The organism is Planctomycetia bacterium, from assembly GCA_015075745.1.
Classification (GTDB): domain Bacteria; phylum Planctomycetota; class Phycisphaerae; order UBA1845; family UTPLA1; genus UTPLA1.
Map to the genome: position 1 here is coordinate 38,547 of JABTTW010000001.1, position 13,638 is coordinate 52,184.

13 protein-coding genes are annotated in these 13,638 nt (G+C 59.6%); 7 read left to right on the plus strand and 6 right to left on the minus strand.

From position 1 onward, the window contains the following. Positions 1-162: 162 nt before the first annotated feature. The 3 genes from HS101_00165 to HS101_00175 all read left to right on the plus strand — a co-directional run bounded on the left by HS101_00165 (position 163) and on the right by HS101_00175 (position 3,327). On the plus strand, positions 163-1,353 hold the full coding sequence (locus tag HS101_00165) for a 4Fe-4S cluster-binding domain-containing protein (protein ID MBE7504687.1): 1,191 nt from the start codon (positions 163-165) through the stop codon (positions 1,351-1,353). A gap of 19 nt (positions 1,354-1,372) precedes the next feature. Continuing rightward, on the plus strand, positions 1,373-1,825 hold the full coding sequence (locus tag HS101_00170) for a hemerythrin domain-containing protein (protein ID MBE7504688.1): 453 nt from the start codon (positions 1,373-1,375) through the stop codon (positions 1,823-1,825). A 161-nt stretch (positions 1,826-1,986) separates the two neighbouring features. Further along, positions 1,987-3,327 (plus strand): aminotransferase class I/II-fold pyridoxal phosphate-dependent enzyme, encoded by a 1,341-nt coding sequence (locus HS101_00175; GenBank protein ID MBE7504689.1) that lies wholly within the window; start codon positions 1,987-1,989, stop codon positions 3,325-3,327. 39 nt (positions 3,328-3,366) lie between these two features. On the opposite strand, the gene HS101_00180 is transcribed toward HS101_00175, so the two are convergent. Continuing rightward, complete coding sequence (locus tag HS101_00180) at positions 3,367-4,122, minus strand: phenylalanine 4-monooxygenase (protein ID MBE7504690.1); 756 nt, start codon at positions 4,120-4,122, stop codon at positions 3,367-3,369. Between the two features lie 283 nt (positions 4,123-4,405). Here HS101_00180 and HS101_00185 point away from each other — a divergent pair, with 283 nt between their 5' ends. Both HS101_00185 and HS101_00190 read left to right on the plus strand, forming a co-directional pair. Next, a complete protein-coding gene (locus tag HS101_00185) occupies positions 4,406-5,281 on the plus strand; it encodes a polysaccharide deacetylase family protein (GenBank protein MBE7504691.1) in 876 nt (291 codons plus the stop codon). After that, positions 5,278-6,555, plus strand: coding sequence for a YkgJ family cysteine cluster protein (locus tag HS101_00190; GenBank protein MBE7504692.1), 1,278 nt, complete (start codon positions 5,278-5,280; stop codon positions 6,553-6,555). Before HS101_00185 ends, HS101_00190 begins: the two co-directional genes overlap by 4 nt. 39 nt (positions 6,556-6,594) lie before the next feature. Here the strand turns inward: HS101_00190 and HS101_00195 are convergent, their stop codons facing one another. Together HS101_00195 and HS101_00200 are read right to left on the minus strand one after the other, a co-directional pair. After that, positions 6,595-7,380 carry an OmpA family protein gene (locus HS101_00195; protein MBE7504693.1) on the minus strand — a complete coding sequence of 262 codons (786 nt, stop codon included), beginning with the start codon at positions 7,378-7,380 and terminating at the stop codon, positions 6,595-6,597. A 10-nt stretch (positions 7,381-7,390) separates the two neighbouring features. Continuing rightward, positions 7,391-8,173, minus strand: coding sequence for a MotA/TolQ/ExbB proton channel family protein (locus tag HS101_00200; GenBank protein MBE7504694.1), 783 nt, complete (start codon positions 8,171-8,173; stop codon positions 7,391-7,393). Positions 8,174-8,413: 240 nt separating this feature from the next. On the opposite strand from HS101_00200, the gene HS101_00205 reads away from it, so the two are divergent. Together HS101_00205 and HS101_00210 are read left to right on the plus strand one after the other, a co-directional pair. Further along, entirely contained in the window at positions 8,414-9,763 is a 1,350-nt protein-coding gene (locus HS101_00205; GenBank protein MBE7504695.1) for a hypothetical protein, read from the plus strand. A 28-nt stretch (positions 9,764-9,791) separates the two neighbouring features. Further along, the gene (locus HS101_00210) at positions 9,792-10,250 is read left to right on the plus strand and encodes a Mov34/MPN/PAD-1 family protein (protein MBE7504696.1); all 459 of its coding nucleotides are present in this window, start codon (positions 9,792-9,794) and stop codon (positions 10,248-10,250) included. On the opposite strand, the gene HS101_00215 is transcribed toward HS101_00210, so the two are convergent. The 3 genes from HS101_00215 to HS101_00225 all read right to left on the minus strand — a co-directional run bounded on the left by HS101_00215 (position 10,240) and on the right by HS101_00225 (position 13,553). Continuing rightward, positions 10,240-11,694, minus strand: coding sequence for a pyridoxal-phosphate dependent enzyme (locus HS101_00215; protein MBE7504697.1), 1,455 nt, complete (start codon positions 11,692-11,694; stop codon positions 10,240-10,242). The two genes, HS101_00210 and HS101_00215, sit on opposite strands and share 11 nt — an antisense overlap. Before the next feature lie 81 nt (positions 11,695-11,775). Beyond that, positions 11,776-12,609: a glycosyltransferase family 2 protein gene (locus HS101_00220; protein MBE7504698.1), complete on the minus strand. Its 834-nt coding sequence runs from the start codon at positions 12,607-12,609 to the stop codon at positions 11,776-11,778. Beyond that, complete coding sequence (locus tag HS101_00225; protein MBE7504699.1) at positions 12,561-13,553, minus strand: glycosyltransferase family 2 protein; 993 nt, start codon at positions 13,551-13,553, stop codon at positions 12,561-12,563. The genes HS101_00220 and HS101_00225 overlap by 49 nt, the downstream gene beginning before the upstream one ends. Positions 13,554-13,638: the final 85 nt, after the last annotated feature.

The following is a 13,638-nucleotide window of genomic DNA, read 5'->3' on the forward strand; positions in this document are numbered from 1 at the left end:
CGAATTCATTCGGGGTCAGGCCTGCCCTATATTTGTGCGACATCGTTGCCGGATCGCCATATGGCCATCAATAAGGCCGGTCGTTGAAGAGGGCTTGACCCATGAACCGATGAGGCTTCCGGCAGAGAGAAGCCAATTGGCCCGAAACACCGGAGTCGGACCATGACACAAATCCAATTACCGCAAGCCGGCGGCGGCATCCAGTCACCCCAACGGGTGAAGTATGTCCGCGACATCGACAAGATTCCAAACATTCCGTCGCGCGAGCGCGAGAAACTCAAGCGCGTGGCCGAGCGATATGTCTTTCGGGCCAACGATTATTACCTCGGCCTGATCAACTGGGACGATCCGGATGATCCGATCAAGCAGTTGATTATTCCCCGTGAAGAGGAATTGAGCGACTGGGGCAAGCTCGACGCCAGCAACGAGGCCGCCGTCACGATTACGCGGGGCGTACAGCACAAGTACCCGCACACGGTTTTGCTTCTATGTAACGAGGTGTGCGGGGCTTACTGCCGCTACTGTTTTCGCAAGCGGCTGTTCATGGATGAGAACGACGAGGTCACCAACGACGTCTCCGAAGGCATCCGCTACATTGCCTCGAATCCAAATGTCACGAATGTCCTCCTGACCGGCGGCGACCCCCTGCTGATGAGCACGCGCCGGCTGACGGAGATCATCGAGGCACTGCGGGCCATCGATCATGTGCGGATCATCCGTATCGGATCGAAGATGCCCGCGTTCGATCCCTGGCGTCTGACGAATGATGCCGCGCTGCAGGCACTCCTCCGAAAGCACTCCCTGCCAAGAAAGCGCATCTATCTGATGGCGCACTTCGATCACCCGCGTGAATTGACTGATGACGCGGTGAATGGGATCGACTGTTTTATCAAATGCGGCGTCATCTGCGTGAATCAGTGTCCGCTGATCAAAGGGATCAATGACGACCCGATGGTCCTGGCGGATATGTATCGCGAGCTTTCCTGGATCGGCTGCCCGCCCTATTACCTGTTCCAGGGCCGGCCGACGGCAGGCAATGAGCCATACGAAGTGCCGATCGTGCGCGGCTGGAACATCTTCCGCGAGGCGCTTCGACACGGCTCAGGGCTCGCGCGGCGTGCGCGTTATGTGATGTCACACGAGACCGGCAAGGTCGAGATCATGGCCGTGGACGAAAAGCATATATACCTGCGGTATCTGCGGGCCAAGGATGCGAGCAACCGCGGCAAGTACATGGTTTACCAGCGCAACGACGATGCCTATTGGCTTGATCAGCTTGAGCCGGCCGAGGGGATGGATGCGCCGCGATTCCCTCCGGAATCTATTCCGAGTGAAATGGACGGTCCTGAGTGACCCTGAGGAGACCTGACCCATGAAACCTCGAGAAGTCGCCAAATGGATCAGTGAAGAGCATTCCCATGTTAAAGAACAGATGTTTCAGCTTCGCAAGTCGCTCGCCATCCCGCCTGAGACGGGTCGCGCCGCCTGGCTTCCTGACCTGCGGAAGTGCTTTCAGCGACTGGCGACACATTTGAATCAACACATGGAGCTTGAAGAATCCGGCGGCTATATGCAGGAGATTCTTCAGCTCCGTCCTACGCTGACAAGAGAAGTTGAGCGGCTCTCCCACGAACACGTCGAGATGAGGCGGTTAATTGAGCAAATCGACGCGGCCCTGGGGGAGCTCGGACCGAAGGACGCGCTTTTGATTCGCCATGCCATCGCCCGCATCGGGATGTTTCTCGCCTATGTCGACCAGCATAAGACCGAGGAGGAACACCTCGTGATGGCGGTCTTCACGAACGATATCGGCGTGGGTGACTAGCCCATATGTCAGGCGGGCCGGTTTGGCGGCGATTCCTTCGATAGAGGCGTCGCCGAGCTGGCGCTGCCTAAAAAAATCCGGCCCACAGGATGCGTCGAGCGCGTTATCATTGTGCTCGGCAAGCGGTATACATCGACACCGCCCCGGAGAGTGCCCAGTTCATGGATAACGGAAAGCCGGTCAGCCTTAATCTGAACGTTCGCGGCATGGGCCAGTCGGCGACCTTAGCCATCAAAGACAAGTGTCGGGAGCTCCGCCGCCTGGGTCGATCGGTCTATGATTTCGGTTTGGGCCAGTCGCCATTTCCCGTGCCGCCGTCCGTGGTTGAGGCCTTGCGGCTCGCCGCGCCCGAGAAAGACTATCTTCCGGTCAAGGGACTGCCCACTCTTCGCGAGGCCGTCGCCGACTATCACCTTCGCAAAGATCAAATTGAGTTTCACCCGGACGACGTCATTGTCGGACCGGGCTCTAAGGAGCTGATGTTCATTCTTCAGCTCGTTTATTACGGCGAGATTCTGCTGGTTCCGCCATGCTGGGTATCGTATTGGCCGCAGGCTCGCATCATCGGTCGGCGCATCAGCCTGATCCACGCGTCGCATGCGGCACGATGGCGGCTGACTGCAGAGCAACTGGACAAATCGCTGGACATCGTCGGTGATGATCATCGGCCTCGCCTGCTCGTTCTCAACTATCCGAGTAATCCGACCGGTCAAACGTACTCGCCCGATGAATTGAAGGAAATCGCCGAGGTCTGTCGGAACTACAGCATCATCGTGCTTTCCGATGAGATTTACGGGCAACTGCACTTCAAGGGAGAGCATGTTTCGATCGGCCGATACTATCCCGAGGGCACGGTCGTTAGTTCGGGCCTCTCCAAGTGGTGTGGGGCGGGCGGCTGGCGGCTCGGGACATTTGCGTTTCCGAAGGACCTTTCCTGGCTGGTGAACGCCATCGCGGCGGTGGCCAGTGAAACTTATACCTCCGTCAGCGCACCCATCCAGTATGCCGCCGTGACGGCTTTTCATTGCGGCGTGGACATTGAGCGCTACCTCTGGCACGCCCGGAGATTGCTCGCAGAGATTGCTCGTCGCAGCGTCGCGATACTTCAGGATTCGGGCATCCAGGTCTTTGCGCCGGCTGGTGGGTTTTACCTTTGGCTGGACTTTTCCCGGGTCGCGGCCGAACTCGCCGAGCGCGGTATCAAGGACGGTACGACGCTCTGCGATCGCATTGTCGCCGAAACCGGCGTTGCCATTCTTCCCGGGGCAGCATTCGGCCGTGCGCGGTCGGACATGTCTGCGCGGCTCGCGTTTGTGGACTTCGATGGCGCCAAGGCCCTGGCGGCATCTGAGACGATTCCGCTGGATCAACCGCTTCCGGATGAGATGATCGAGCGGCAGTGCGGGCATCTCTTTGAGGGCATGCGCCGACTCGCCTCATGGACTCGCGAGGACGCCGCGGTCCCCGAGCCGACGGGCTCGACTTCTCGAGAAGCTCACTGATCACACCACCTGCCATGATCCGATCCACGGAGCATCGGGCTACTTCCCCTTCGGCCAGCGAATCGCGTTGCGTTCATTGATCTGGTAGATCAGCACGCGCCCTGCCTCAAGGAGTTGTTCCAGCGACTCCGCGATGAAGAGTACATCCTGGAACACGTCGATCCTAAACGGCTGGGCGATCACTTCGGCAAGTCGAAACGGCCTTCGCTCGACCTTGTCGGAAAGGCAGTGCGCCGCCTCGCCGGGTGATGAGAGCAAGCCCGACCCGAGCAGCCGGGTCTCGCCGCCCTCGCGGATGAGTCCAAACTCAATCGTGAACCAGAAAAGCCGGGTCATCTCGGTCAGATCCTGATCGGTGGTGATGGCGTCGTGAATATCGCCGAAGTGCTGCATGAGGCGACCGTATGCCGGGTCGGCCATGAGGGCCACGTGACCGAAGACATCGTGGAAGATGTCCGGTTCCTCGACGTAGTCCATGGAATCGGCGCTGCGGATGCCGATGGTCGTCGGGTAATTTCGATCCCGAAGACATTGGAAAAAATAGCGAGCATCGAGGTAGCCGGGCACAGCCGCGGCCCTCCAGCCGGTTATCGGGGCGATGCGGTCGTTGATGTCCGACAGTCGCGGGAGGCGTTGGAAGTCCAGCTTGATCTGGTCGAGTCCCCGGTAGAACTGTGAGCAGGCCTTGCCGCACAGAGCCGCCTCCTGCCGGCGACAAAGCGCCTGCCACACTTCGTGATTCTCGGGGGTGTATGAATCAGGGTCTTGCTGAATGAACAGGTTCTTGAGTTTCATAAGAGGATTTCCCTTGCTGGTTGTGGGTAATCAATGGCAATAAAAAAGCCCGCCGGACCGGGCGGGCTTACACGACTTGAAATGCGCGTCTCTGGTCTCTTACCAGACGGGTAGCCCGCCGGAATATCGTGGATAACGATAATAGAGATAGGACGCGTGGGAATTCATATCAGCCTACTCTAGCAAGCCGATATTTAGAATGTCAAGCTTTACAGCTATTACTTGGCGAGAATGTGTGCGAAGCGATACGATATTGGATTCGCCCGAATAAGAGAGGACCTGCTTGCGTAGCCTGCTTCTTGTCATTGCCCTGACGCTCCTGCTCGCACTACTTGCCCCCGCCCATCAGAGCGCTGGGCTTGAGGCACGCGTGACCTCCATGGCGTTGCCGGGACGATCCCAGGAGCCCGCAGTGCTGGCCACGATGTACCACCGTTTCGTGTCATCGGAAGAATACGGCGGGCTTTCAGGCGACGAGCGCATCTACTCCATCGGTACGGACCAATTCGAGGCGCAGCTTGCAGAACTTCGTCACTGCGGGATTCGCAGCTTGTCGCTAGCGGAGGTTCTCGATCACGCGACAGGCCGTATGCCCGTGACCGTTGCCTCGGTATTCTTAACGATTGATGACGGGAACCGAAGCGTATTGACGCTCGCCCAGCCGCTCCTGATGAAATACGGCATGAGGGCGACGCTGTTTATCACGACAGACGCGTCGGCATGTGTATTCGATCCGGACCGGCCGGATCAGGCCCGGTTGTCGCGCGAGGAAATCCAGCGGCTTGATCCGATGGTGTTTGATGTCGGCGCGCACGGCACCACACATCGCCCCTTGAGAGAGCTGACTGATTCAGAACTCATGGGGGAGTTAACGACTTCCCGGGGTAAGCTGGAGCGATGGCTCGGCAGGCCGGTTCGCAGCATGGCGGTTCCCGGAAACTGGTATGACGAACGGGTGCTGCAATTCGCCCGCAGTGCCGGGTACGAGGCTGTCTTTACGTCTGACAAGGGCCTGATTGTTGAAGGAAGTGATATGTATCGCCTTCCGAGGTTCACGGTCCAGGGGTACAAGAAACTGGAGGGGTTTCGGCGGTTGATCGCCCGAGCGATGAATGTCTCGTTGCCTGGAAACGACCAGTTATCCTCATCTTCTCAATGAACCTGCCCGTCATCCTTCCCAAGATTAAGACGCAGCAGTGGGGCTGCCATGGCTGCACGAATTGCTGCCGCGAGTTGGTCGTACATCTGACGCCGCGCGACCGGCGCGAGATTGACCGACAGGAATGGGGCGACAAGATTGCCGGTCCGGCCTATGTCAAACTGGGCGGCGAATACGTCCTGAATCATGCGCCCCACGGGGCCTGCGTCTTTCTCGATGAGGCCGGGAAGTGCCGCATTCACGCGGCCCATGGCTCGGAGGCCAAGCCCCTGGCCTGTCAGCTCTATCCCTTTTCGCTCCATCGCGCGGGAACGGCAATTCGGGCCAGTCTTCGATTTGACTGCCCATCAGCCGGACGGAATCAGGGCGACAAGATTTCCACGCATGGTCGAGAAGTGAAGCGCCTGGCGAGGGAGCTCGACGAAGCTGCACCGCTCATGTTCGCCGGTAGCCCCCCCGCTACGCTACTGAACAAAGATCGAACCCTCAGTTCAGCGGAGGAAGACGCCCTGTTGGAACGGCTCGACGAGTGGCTTCGAGATACCAACGTCCCGTTCGCCCGTCGACTGGTCGGTTTGGCGTCGATCACCGAGACGCTCGCCACTGCGAAGCTGGGCGGGTTCGACGAGGACCGGTTTGTCGAGTTGATGTCGCTCCTTTTCGACGACTTGCCGGCGGCTGTCGACGAGATCCACTCCGGTCCGCTGCCGCCCCCCACCGCAAGACAAATACGACTCCTGCGGATGACGATCTTCGCTCATTGCGAATTCCTTCGATTTGAACAGGCACGCCAGGGATTCTTCGCGAGCATTCGATATCGCTGGGGACAATTGGGTCGTGCGCGGAGATTCGCTTCCGGCGACGGCAAGATTCCCGGGCTCTGGGAGAAGTGCCGGAAAGTGCAACACGCCGACATTTCACCCTTGTCGAAGCTGCCGCTCCAGAAAGACGCTGACGAGCTGTTGACGCGGTATCTTCGCGCTCGGTTGGCGGGGCGTACGGCGTTCGGCGCGGGCTATTACGGTTTGAGTTTCATCGACGGGATGCGTGCCCTATTGCTGGCGATTTGCGGCGCTGGTTGGCTTGCGTCCTACGCGACCTTTCAGCGGGAGAAAAAAGTTCGCGACGTCGAGGATTTCGTGCGCGCTGTTGCCGTGGTAGACCGGAATGCGGGGCGCTCGCCGGAGTTGGGAGCACGGACGGCGATTCTACGCGGCCGATACCTATCGGCGGATCAGGGAATCATCCGACTCATTCTGGCCAACTTCCCATAGGAGAACCACGAGGTGCGACGAGCAGCGAGTGTGCGGTCGTTACTTCGACTTGGGTGACGAAGCAGCCCGATCTGCATCACGGGCGATCGTATCGGGGCTCGGCTGGGTCGGGGCGTAATCGGCGCGAAGCGCCTGAGTGATGATGATTTCGACGCGGCGGTTGGCGGATCGGCGCATGTCGTCAAAGGTCTGACTGACGACCGGCTCATAGGCTCCGGCGGTTGATAGGCGAAAGGCGCGTGGATCTACGCCTGCCTCGACGAGGCGATTTCTCACGGCCCGTGCCCTGGCGTATCCGAGGTCTAGCGGATCCTTGAAGCCGGAATCCAACGGAAGCGGTTCGTTGGTGGCGTGGCCGCGAATCTCGATTTTATTACTCTTTCCGATCAGCTCGGGGGCGATTTTGGTCAGGATGGCGTCGGCCTCCGGCTCAATTTTGGCACTGAAGGCGCCGAAGGCGATGGGGCCTCCGACGACGACCTCGACGCCATCTCGAACCGCCTTCACCCTCGAATACTTTCCATCTATTCCAGGCTCGTCGCTGAATCCCTCGTTCTTGGGTTTGTCAGGCGGAATCAGACTCTGAAGTCGTACCAGGAGTGACTTGAAATCGACCTCATCATCCGGGAACCAGCCCGTCTGACCGGGTGCGCCGAGGGCCTCGCGGATCGACTCGATCGCGGTCATGAACATCTTGTCCTGCTTGTCAAAGTTGGCGAACGCCGCGAGCAGAATGAAAAAGCAGAGCAGGAGCGTCATCATGTCGCCATATGTGACGACCCATTCCGGCGCGCCCTGAGGCGATTCTTTTTTCTTCAGTGCCATGGGTAATTCACTACGACGCCTTGGCGGCGTTCATGCGAGCTCGCTGCTTCGGTTCGAGGAATGCGGCCAGCTTCATTTCCAGCACGCGCGGGTTGTCGCCCGCCTGAATGCCGAGGATGCCGGCCTGCGCAATGGTCAGCGACATCATTTCGTGCGAGTGGCGAAGATTGAGCTTGTCGGCCATGGGCAGACACAGCATGTTGGCGAAGATGGCGCCGTAGAGAGTCGTCAAAATGGCGACGGCCATACCGGGACCGATGGCCTTGGGGTCGTCCATGTTCTGAAGCATGATGACCAGTCCGATGAGGGTACCGATCATGCCGTAGGCCGGGCCGTACTTGCCGAGCAGGTCGATCACCTGCTTGCCCTCGCCATGGCGCATGTCGATGGCGTCCATCTCGAATTGCAACAGCGTCTGGACGGTTGCGGCGTCGGTGCCGTCGACGATCATCTGAAGCCCATTTGCCACGAAGGGATCCTTGATCTGCTCGACTTGCGATTGCAGCGCGAGGATGCCTTCGCGACGGGCAGTCTCAGCGAGACCGACGAGCGTCTTGATGAGGACCTCGGACTGCTCAAGCTTCATGAAGAAGGCGTTCTTGAGAATGTGAATGCACGCCAGGAAGCGTTCCAATCTTACGGAAAGCAGCGTGGTGCTGATGCCTCCACCGATGACGAGGACGACCGAGGGCGTGTCCCAAAAGCCTGCGACATTTCCGCCGGTGCCGCTGACCAGCGACCATCCGAAGAGCCCCAGGCTCGCAATGAAGCCAATAAGTGTTGCAAGGTCCAAGGAACGCCCCCTCTAGGACTGATACGACGCAGGTGTCGTTTCTTTCGGCCGTGGACCTGTTGAACAAGTCCGCGGAATTGTGCTTCTAATCGGTCCATTCCCGTCTCAGGTAAAGCTTCGCCCTTGCGAGCCTGCGGGCGGGCTGTTCACTCAAACGGCCGACCGATAAACTGTCGCTGAATGCAAGACTGCCCAAATGACTCACCTCGCGCCCTGAGTTCACCCATAAATCGACCTTCGATGGCGGCGCTTCTTGCGCCAGTGGGCATCGTTCTTGTCGCGCTGGCGGTGAGGTTGCCGTTATTGGACGCGCCGGGATTCATGCACGATCAGGAGCAGTTCATCATCTGGGCATATGTGGCCCAGGAAGAAGGACTTTCGGGCGTTTACAACTTTGTCGAGACCACCGGCGGACCGAGGCGGCTTTCGAATTATCCGCCCGTTCAAATCTACATCTGTCGAGCTCTAGCCGCGTTATATCCAACTGTGGCAGGTCGGCCGCTTGATGCCGAGGTAATCACGAGCGTCAGCCAGCGGACTCGGACGACAGAGGCGCGGGCGGCGTACACGCTCTTCAAATGGCCGGCGGTGATGGCGGATGTGGCGTGCGCGTTACTCTTGTTTTACGGCATTCGCAGGCGTACGACGGTGTCGTTTGCGGCACTTGTCGGCCTGACATTTGCGCTGTTGCCGAATGTCTGGCACAATTCGGCCGTTTGGGGTGCAGTGGATTCATTACCAGTTGTGTTCTTACTAGCAGCGCTGGAATGCTTCACTCGGAAGCGCCCGGGATGGATGGGTGTTTTTGCCGCACTGGCGGTTCTTACCAAGCCACAGTCCACCATCTTTATCCCTGTCTTCATCATACTTGCTCTCAAGGACAATCCTTTGCATAGGGCACGATCGCTCGGCTCCGGAGCACTCGCGGCCCTGATCACTGCCTCGGTGATAGTTATTCCATTCCATGGGGCACTTGACGGGGTGTGGGATGCATATGTTGGCGCGCCCGGTTTTTATCCACTTACTCATCTGAATGGGTTTTCGGCGTGGTTCCTCGGCGCGCCGCTTCTTGAATCACACCTCCAGGATAACCTGTTGGAATACTACGTGCGCGACGACCTGGGATTGATCGCATCAATTACGGCGCGACAGTTGGGCCTGATTGCCTTCCTCGCCATCGGCAGCTTTGCCCTCTACCGACTCTGGGTCCGCGGCACCGACTCATGCGCCATGCGATGGTATGTGCCGATTATCCCGCTTGGCTTTTTTGTGTGCTCGACCCAGATGCATGAGCGTTACCTGTATCCCGTCGTTGCCATGTGGGCGTGGTCGGCGATGCCGACGTGGCGATGGTTGGGAGGGTTTTGCGCCGTGAGCTTTGCCGCGGCCGTCAATGTCCTTTGGGTCTGGATTGGCCCGTTCGACAACGAGGCAGTCCAGGGCTTGTCGCAAGCCCTGCATCGCCCCTGGCTCGGTATGTCGCCGGGGACGATCTGCGCCGGTCTGCTCGTCTGGATTTTGCTATGGATGGTAGTATGGGAAATTCGCCGTATGATGAAGCCTCGCGCGGCAGCGCCTGTGCCGGGCTGAACCCTGTCACACCATGATGCATAGAGCATTGACACTCCTGCAGGATGAATCACTTCGGCGGGAAGTCTTCAGGCACGCGGTGGAGGCATATCCGCGAGAATGCTGTGGAATGATCCACGACTCGGGCGAACCGCGAAAATGCGAGAATGCCATCGACCGGTTACATGCAAGGGATCCCGAATCATTTCCGAGGACCTCGGCCGACGGATATGCCTTCGACTTCGGCGACCTTCGTTTTCTCGTCGAGTCGTTGGCCTCGGCCGATCCTGTGCGGATTATCTATCACTCACATCCCGACGGTGACACGGCCTTCAGCGCGGCGGACCGGGAAGCGGCGATGCCCGACGGCATCGCGATTTATCCCCAACTGGCGCATTTGGTAGTTGCGGTAAGTCACGAAGGCGTGCGCGAAGCGAAGCTCTACGCCTACCTGGACGACGACTATCGCGAAGTGTTTCAGTGGCCCGCCGTTGGCGTCAGCCCTTGAGCAAGCCGGTTTCGTGGTTGAACTGCTCGATTTGCTTATCCCACTCGTGAACTTGGTCGAACGTCTCGGTCCAGAAGTCGGGATCCCACAAGCGACGCAGGTCTTCGACGCTCCGCTGCTGCTGCTCCACCCAGGTGAAGTATTTGAAGTTGTGCAGGGCCTTGCGGTCGAAGTAACTCAGTTCTCGGATGTGCTCCACCGCCGCGCCCCGCAGGTATCGCTCGTAGTGCCGGGCAGCGTGCATTTCGGTATATGCGCCGCGCTGCTGCCGGTATTCCTCCATTCGGCTGCCGTAAAGCTCCATCGAGTCCGTCAGGGGAACGAAGATGACGTCCCGCGCATCCATCTCGAACATCTTCGCCGCCTTGATCGCCGCGAGCATGTTGCAGATGCCGGAAATGCCGACCAGCGGCAACGATTTGATGACTTGTGTGGGAACGCCCTCCTTGCTGAGCAACTGCCGGCCCGCAGGCTCGTTAAAGAGTCGCATAAGCTCAATGCAGGCCTCGTCATCGATCGCGGCGATGACGTCTGTATTGCGCACGTTGTGAATCCACGGAATGTGCTTGTCGCCGATGCCTTCGATGCGGTGGCCGCCGAAGCCGCATTGCAGCAGAGTCGGACACTGCAACGCCTCGGTGGCGACGACGCGGATGCTTGGCGAAATCGTGCGGAGGAAGTCCCCCGCCGCGATCGTTCCCGCCGAGCCGGTCGAGGAGATGAAACCTGACAGGCGGTCGCGTGGTCCGGCGATGCGCCGAAAGACTTCTTCGATGATGCCGCCGGTGACGTGATAGTGCCAGCAGGCGTTTCCGAACTCCTCGAACTGGTTGAAGATGACGCAGTCCGGCCGGGTGCGCTTTATCTCCCAGCACTTGTCGTAGATTTCCTTGACGTTTGACTCGCAGCCGGGCGTGGCGATGACCTCTGCGCCGATCTTGTGCAGCCAGTCGAAGCGCTCGCGGCTCATCTCCTCCGGAAGGATGCCGACAGCGTGGCAGCCAAGCAGGGCGCAGTCGAAGGCTCCGCCGCGACAATAGTTGCCGGTGGACGGCCAGACGGCCTTCTGCGCCGTGATGTCGAATTCGCCGGACACCAGTCGCGGCGCGATGCAGCCGAAGGCCGCCCCGACCTTGTGGGCACCCGTCGGAAACCACTTGCCGACGATGCCGACCATGCGCGCGGGAACGCCGGTGAGGCTGGCGGGAAACTCGATCCAGTTGCCATCGTTGTAGAGGCCGCCCTTTTCGACCGGCTCGTTCTTCCAGGTAATGCGGAAGAGATTGATCGGGTCCACGTCCCAGAGGCCGACGCCCTTGAGGCGATCTTTGATCTTCTGTTGAATCTTTGCGGGATCGCGCATCTGGGCGAAGGTGGGAATGATGACACCGCGTTCGCGACAGCGGGCGATGGAATTCTTAAGGACGGCTTGGTTGGCTGGCATGGAGTCTTCCCCAACGATTCGAATTTATTAGAGTCAAGCCCAGTATTGGAGCGGATTGGTGAAGGATTGAAAAGAGCCGGACTACCGGCCGGGCCGCTGGGGCCATCCACCATGCTTGGCGACAAACCGCATCATGCTGCGGAAGTGATGCCACCCCGCGGCGGAAAGCGGATTGCCGCTGGAGCGGCGGTGGGCGTGGATGCACTCGATGCCAGGGGCGAGGACCACGCGCCGGCCGCTCTGCCACGTACGCAAACACAAGTCAACATCCTCAAAGTAGAGAAAGAACCGCTCGTCGAAGATTCCACCGGACTCGCAGTCCGCCCTTCGAAGAAACATCGCCCCGCCGAGGCCCCAATCGACATCGACCGGCTCCGAATTCGCCGGCAGCGAGGTGAGTTCCTCGCAAAGATACCGCCGAAAAAACTCAGGCCGCCAGCCGAGGGCGCGGAATGGGGATCGCGCGTACAGCACGACCAGCCAGGTGTAGAACCGCCGAACCGACGGCTGCACCCGACCATCGGCGTAAAAGAGTCGGGGCAAAACGATGCCGACATCCGGGTGAGACTTCAGCAGGGCTACAGCGGAATCGAGGGCATGTGCAGTCACCTGCAAGTCGGGATTGGCGAGCATGATGAACTCGCCCTTCGACGCGCGAAATGCACGATTGATCCCGGCGGCGAAGCCGGGATTGTCGGCATCAAGCACGGTGACGGCCAGATCGTTTCCCGGGAAGCTCAGATGCTGCGACGGCGAATTATTGGTGACGATCAACTCGATCGGCTCGGCGGACCGATGTGCGCGCAGCGACTCGACGAGTTGCGCGAGATCCTCGGCGGAGTGGTAATTCACGGTGAGCACGCTGATCATCGTGGGCCCCCACCACGCCGCCGCGAGCGCACGTGAAGTCCCCACCAGTCAGTTTCCAGTCGCGATGCAAGCTGTTCATCGCTGATCCGCGATAATTCAGAAATCGCGCGACGCTTCCTGAGGATGTGCCCGACCTGTGCGAATGATGCGAACTTGCCGCAGACGTACGCCGGGCCGACGCCCTGGATAATCTTGCGGCCGCACTGCAGGACAAGGAAAAGAATATGCGCGGGCAGGTATCGCCTGCGAAGTCGGCGTGGCATGTTTGCCCACCAGACAACCTCCGCGTTCCTCGCCGAGTTGAAGTGATATCGCCAGCCTCTGGGACTATACGACGAACTCAGGTGGTGATAGCAGATCGACTTCGGCGCGAAGACGCAGCGGTATCCGGCCCGGGTCAGGCGGAACCCGAGGTCGACGTCCTCGTAGTAGCTTTGAAATGATTCGTCGAGGAAGCCGACCTGCGCCACAACCCCCCGCCGGTAAAAGGCCGATACGCCCGATGGGCTGAACGCGTCGGGCGGCAGCCGCTCTGCGTCGGCGCGCGTACCAAGATGCCCCCGCTTCATGGCCCCGCCCACCACTGAATAGACATCGCCCGCCGTGTCGACGATGTCAGGCTCGCCGGCCAACAGGGTCAGCGACGCAACCGCTCCGACATCCGGCACATCGAATGGGCGAAGACCCTCGGCAAGCCAGTTTGGATCGAGGTGAGTGTCGTTGTTCAGCAGCACGACATACGGTGTCTTCGCGGCACGGAGGCCGACGTTGCACGTTCCGGCGAAGCCCCGATTCACCCGATTGACGAGAACCTGGACCGTCGGCCAGTTGGTGTGCAGATATTCGACGCTACCGTCGGAGGACGCGTCATCCACGACAATGGTCTCGAACCGCTTCTCCGCCTGATCGGCGAGGGACTGCATGAGTCGCGGCAGGAACGACAGGCCGTTGTAGTTTGGGATGATGACGGTGGCGATGGAGTCGGACATGGGTTCTTTGCTGCACGCCGTCCTGTACGAAAAGCCGGCAACGACCGGCATCGGCAATATAATGCCACCCGCGGCAGGATGCGAT

Bases quoted from the DNA above. Each gene is read 5' to 3' on its own strand.
- HS101_00190 (MBE7504692.1), top strand. From the start codon at position 5,278: ATGAACCTGCCCGTCATCCTTCCCAAGATTAAGACGCAGCAGTGGGGC.
- HS101_00195 (MBE7504693.1), bottom strand. From the start codon at position 7,380: ATGGCACTGAAGAAAAAAGAATCGCCTCAGGGCGCGCCGGAATGGGTC.
- HS101_00225 (MBE7504699.1), bottom strand. From the start codon at position 13,553: ATGTCCGACTCCATCGCCACCGTCATCATCCCAAACTACAACGGCCTG.
- HS101_00165 (MBE7504687.1), top strand. From the start codon at position 163: ATGACACAAATCCAATTACCGCAAGCCGGCGGCGGCATCCAGTCACCC.
- HS101_00175 (MBE7504689.1), top strand. From the start codon at position 1,987: ATGGATAACGGAAAGCCGGTCAGCCTTAATCTGAACGTTCGCGGCATG.
- HS101_00205 (MBE7504695.1), top strand. From the start codon at position 8,414: ATGGCGGCGCTTCTTGCGCCAGTGGGCATCGTTCTTGTCGCGCTGGCG.
- HS101_00180 (MBE7504690.1), bottom strand. From the start codon at position 4,122: ATGAAACTCAAGAACCTGTTCATTCAGCAAGACCCTGATTCATACACC.
- HS101_00215 (MBE7504697.1), bottom strand. From the start codon at position 11,694: ATGCCAGCCAACCAAGCCGTCCTTAAGAATTCCATCGCCCGCTGTCGC.
- HS101_00170 (MBE7504688.1), top strand. From the start codon at position 1,373: ATGAAACCTCGAGAAGTCGCCAAATGGATCAGTGAAGAGCATTCCCAT.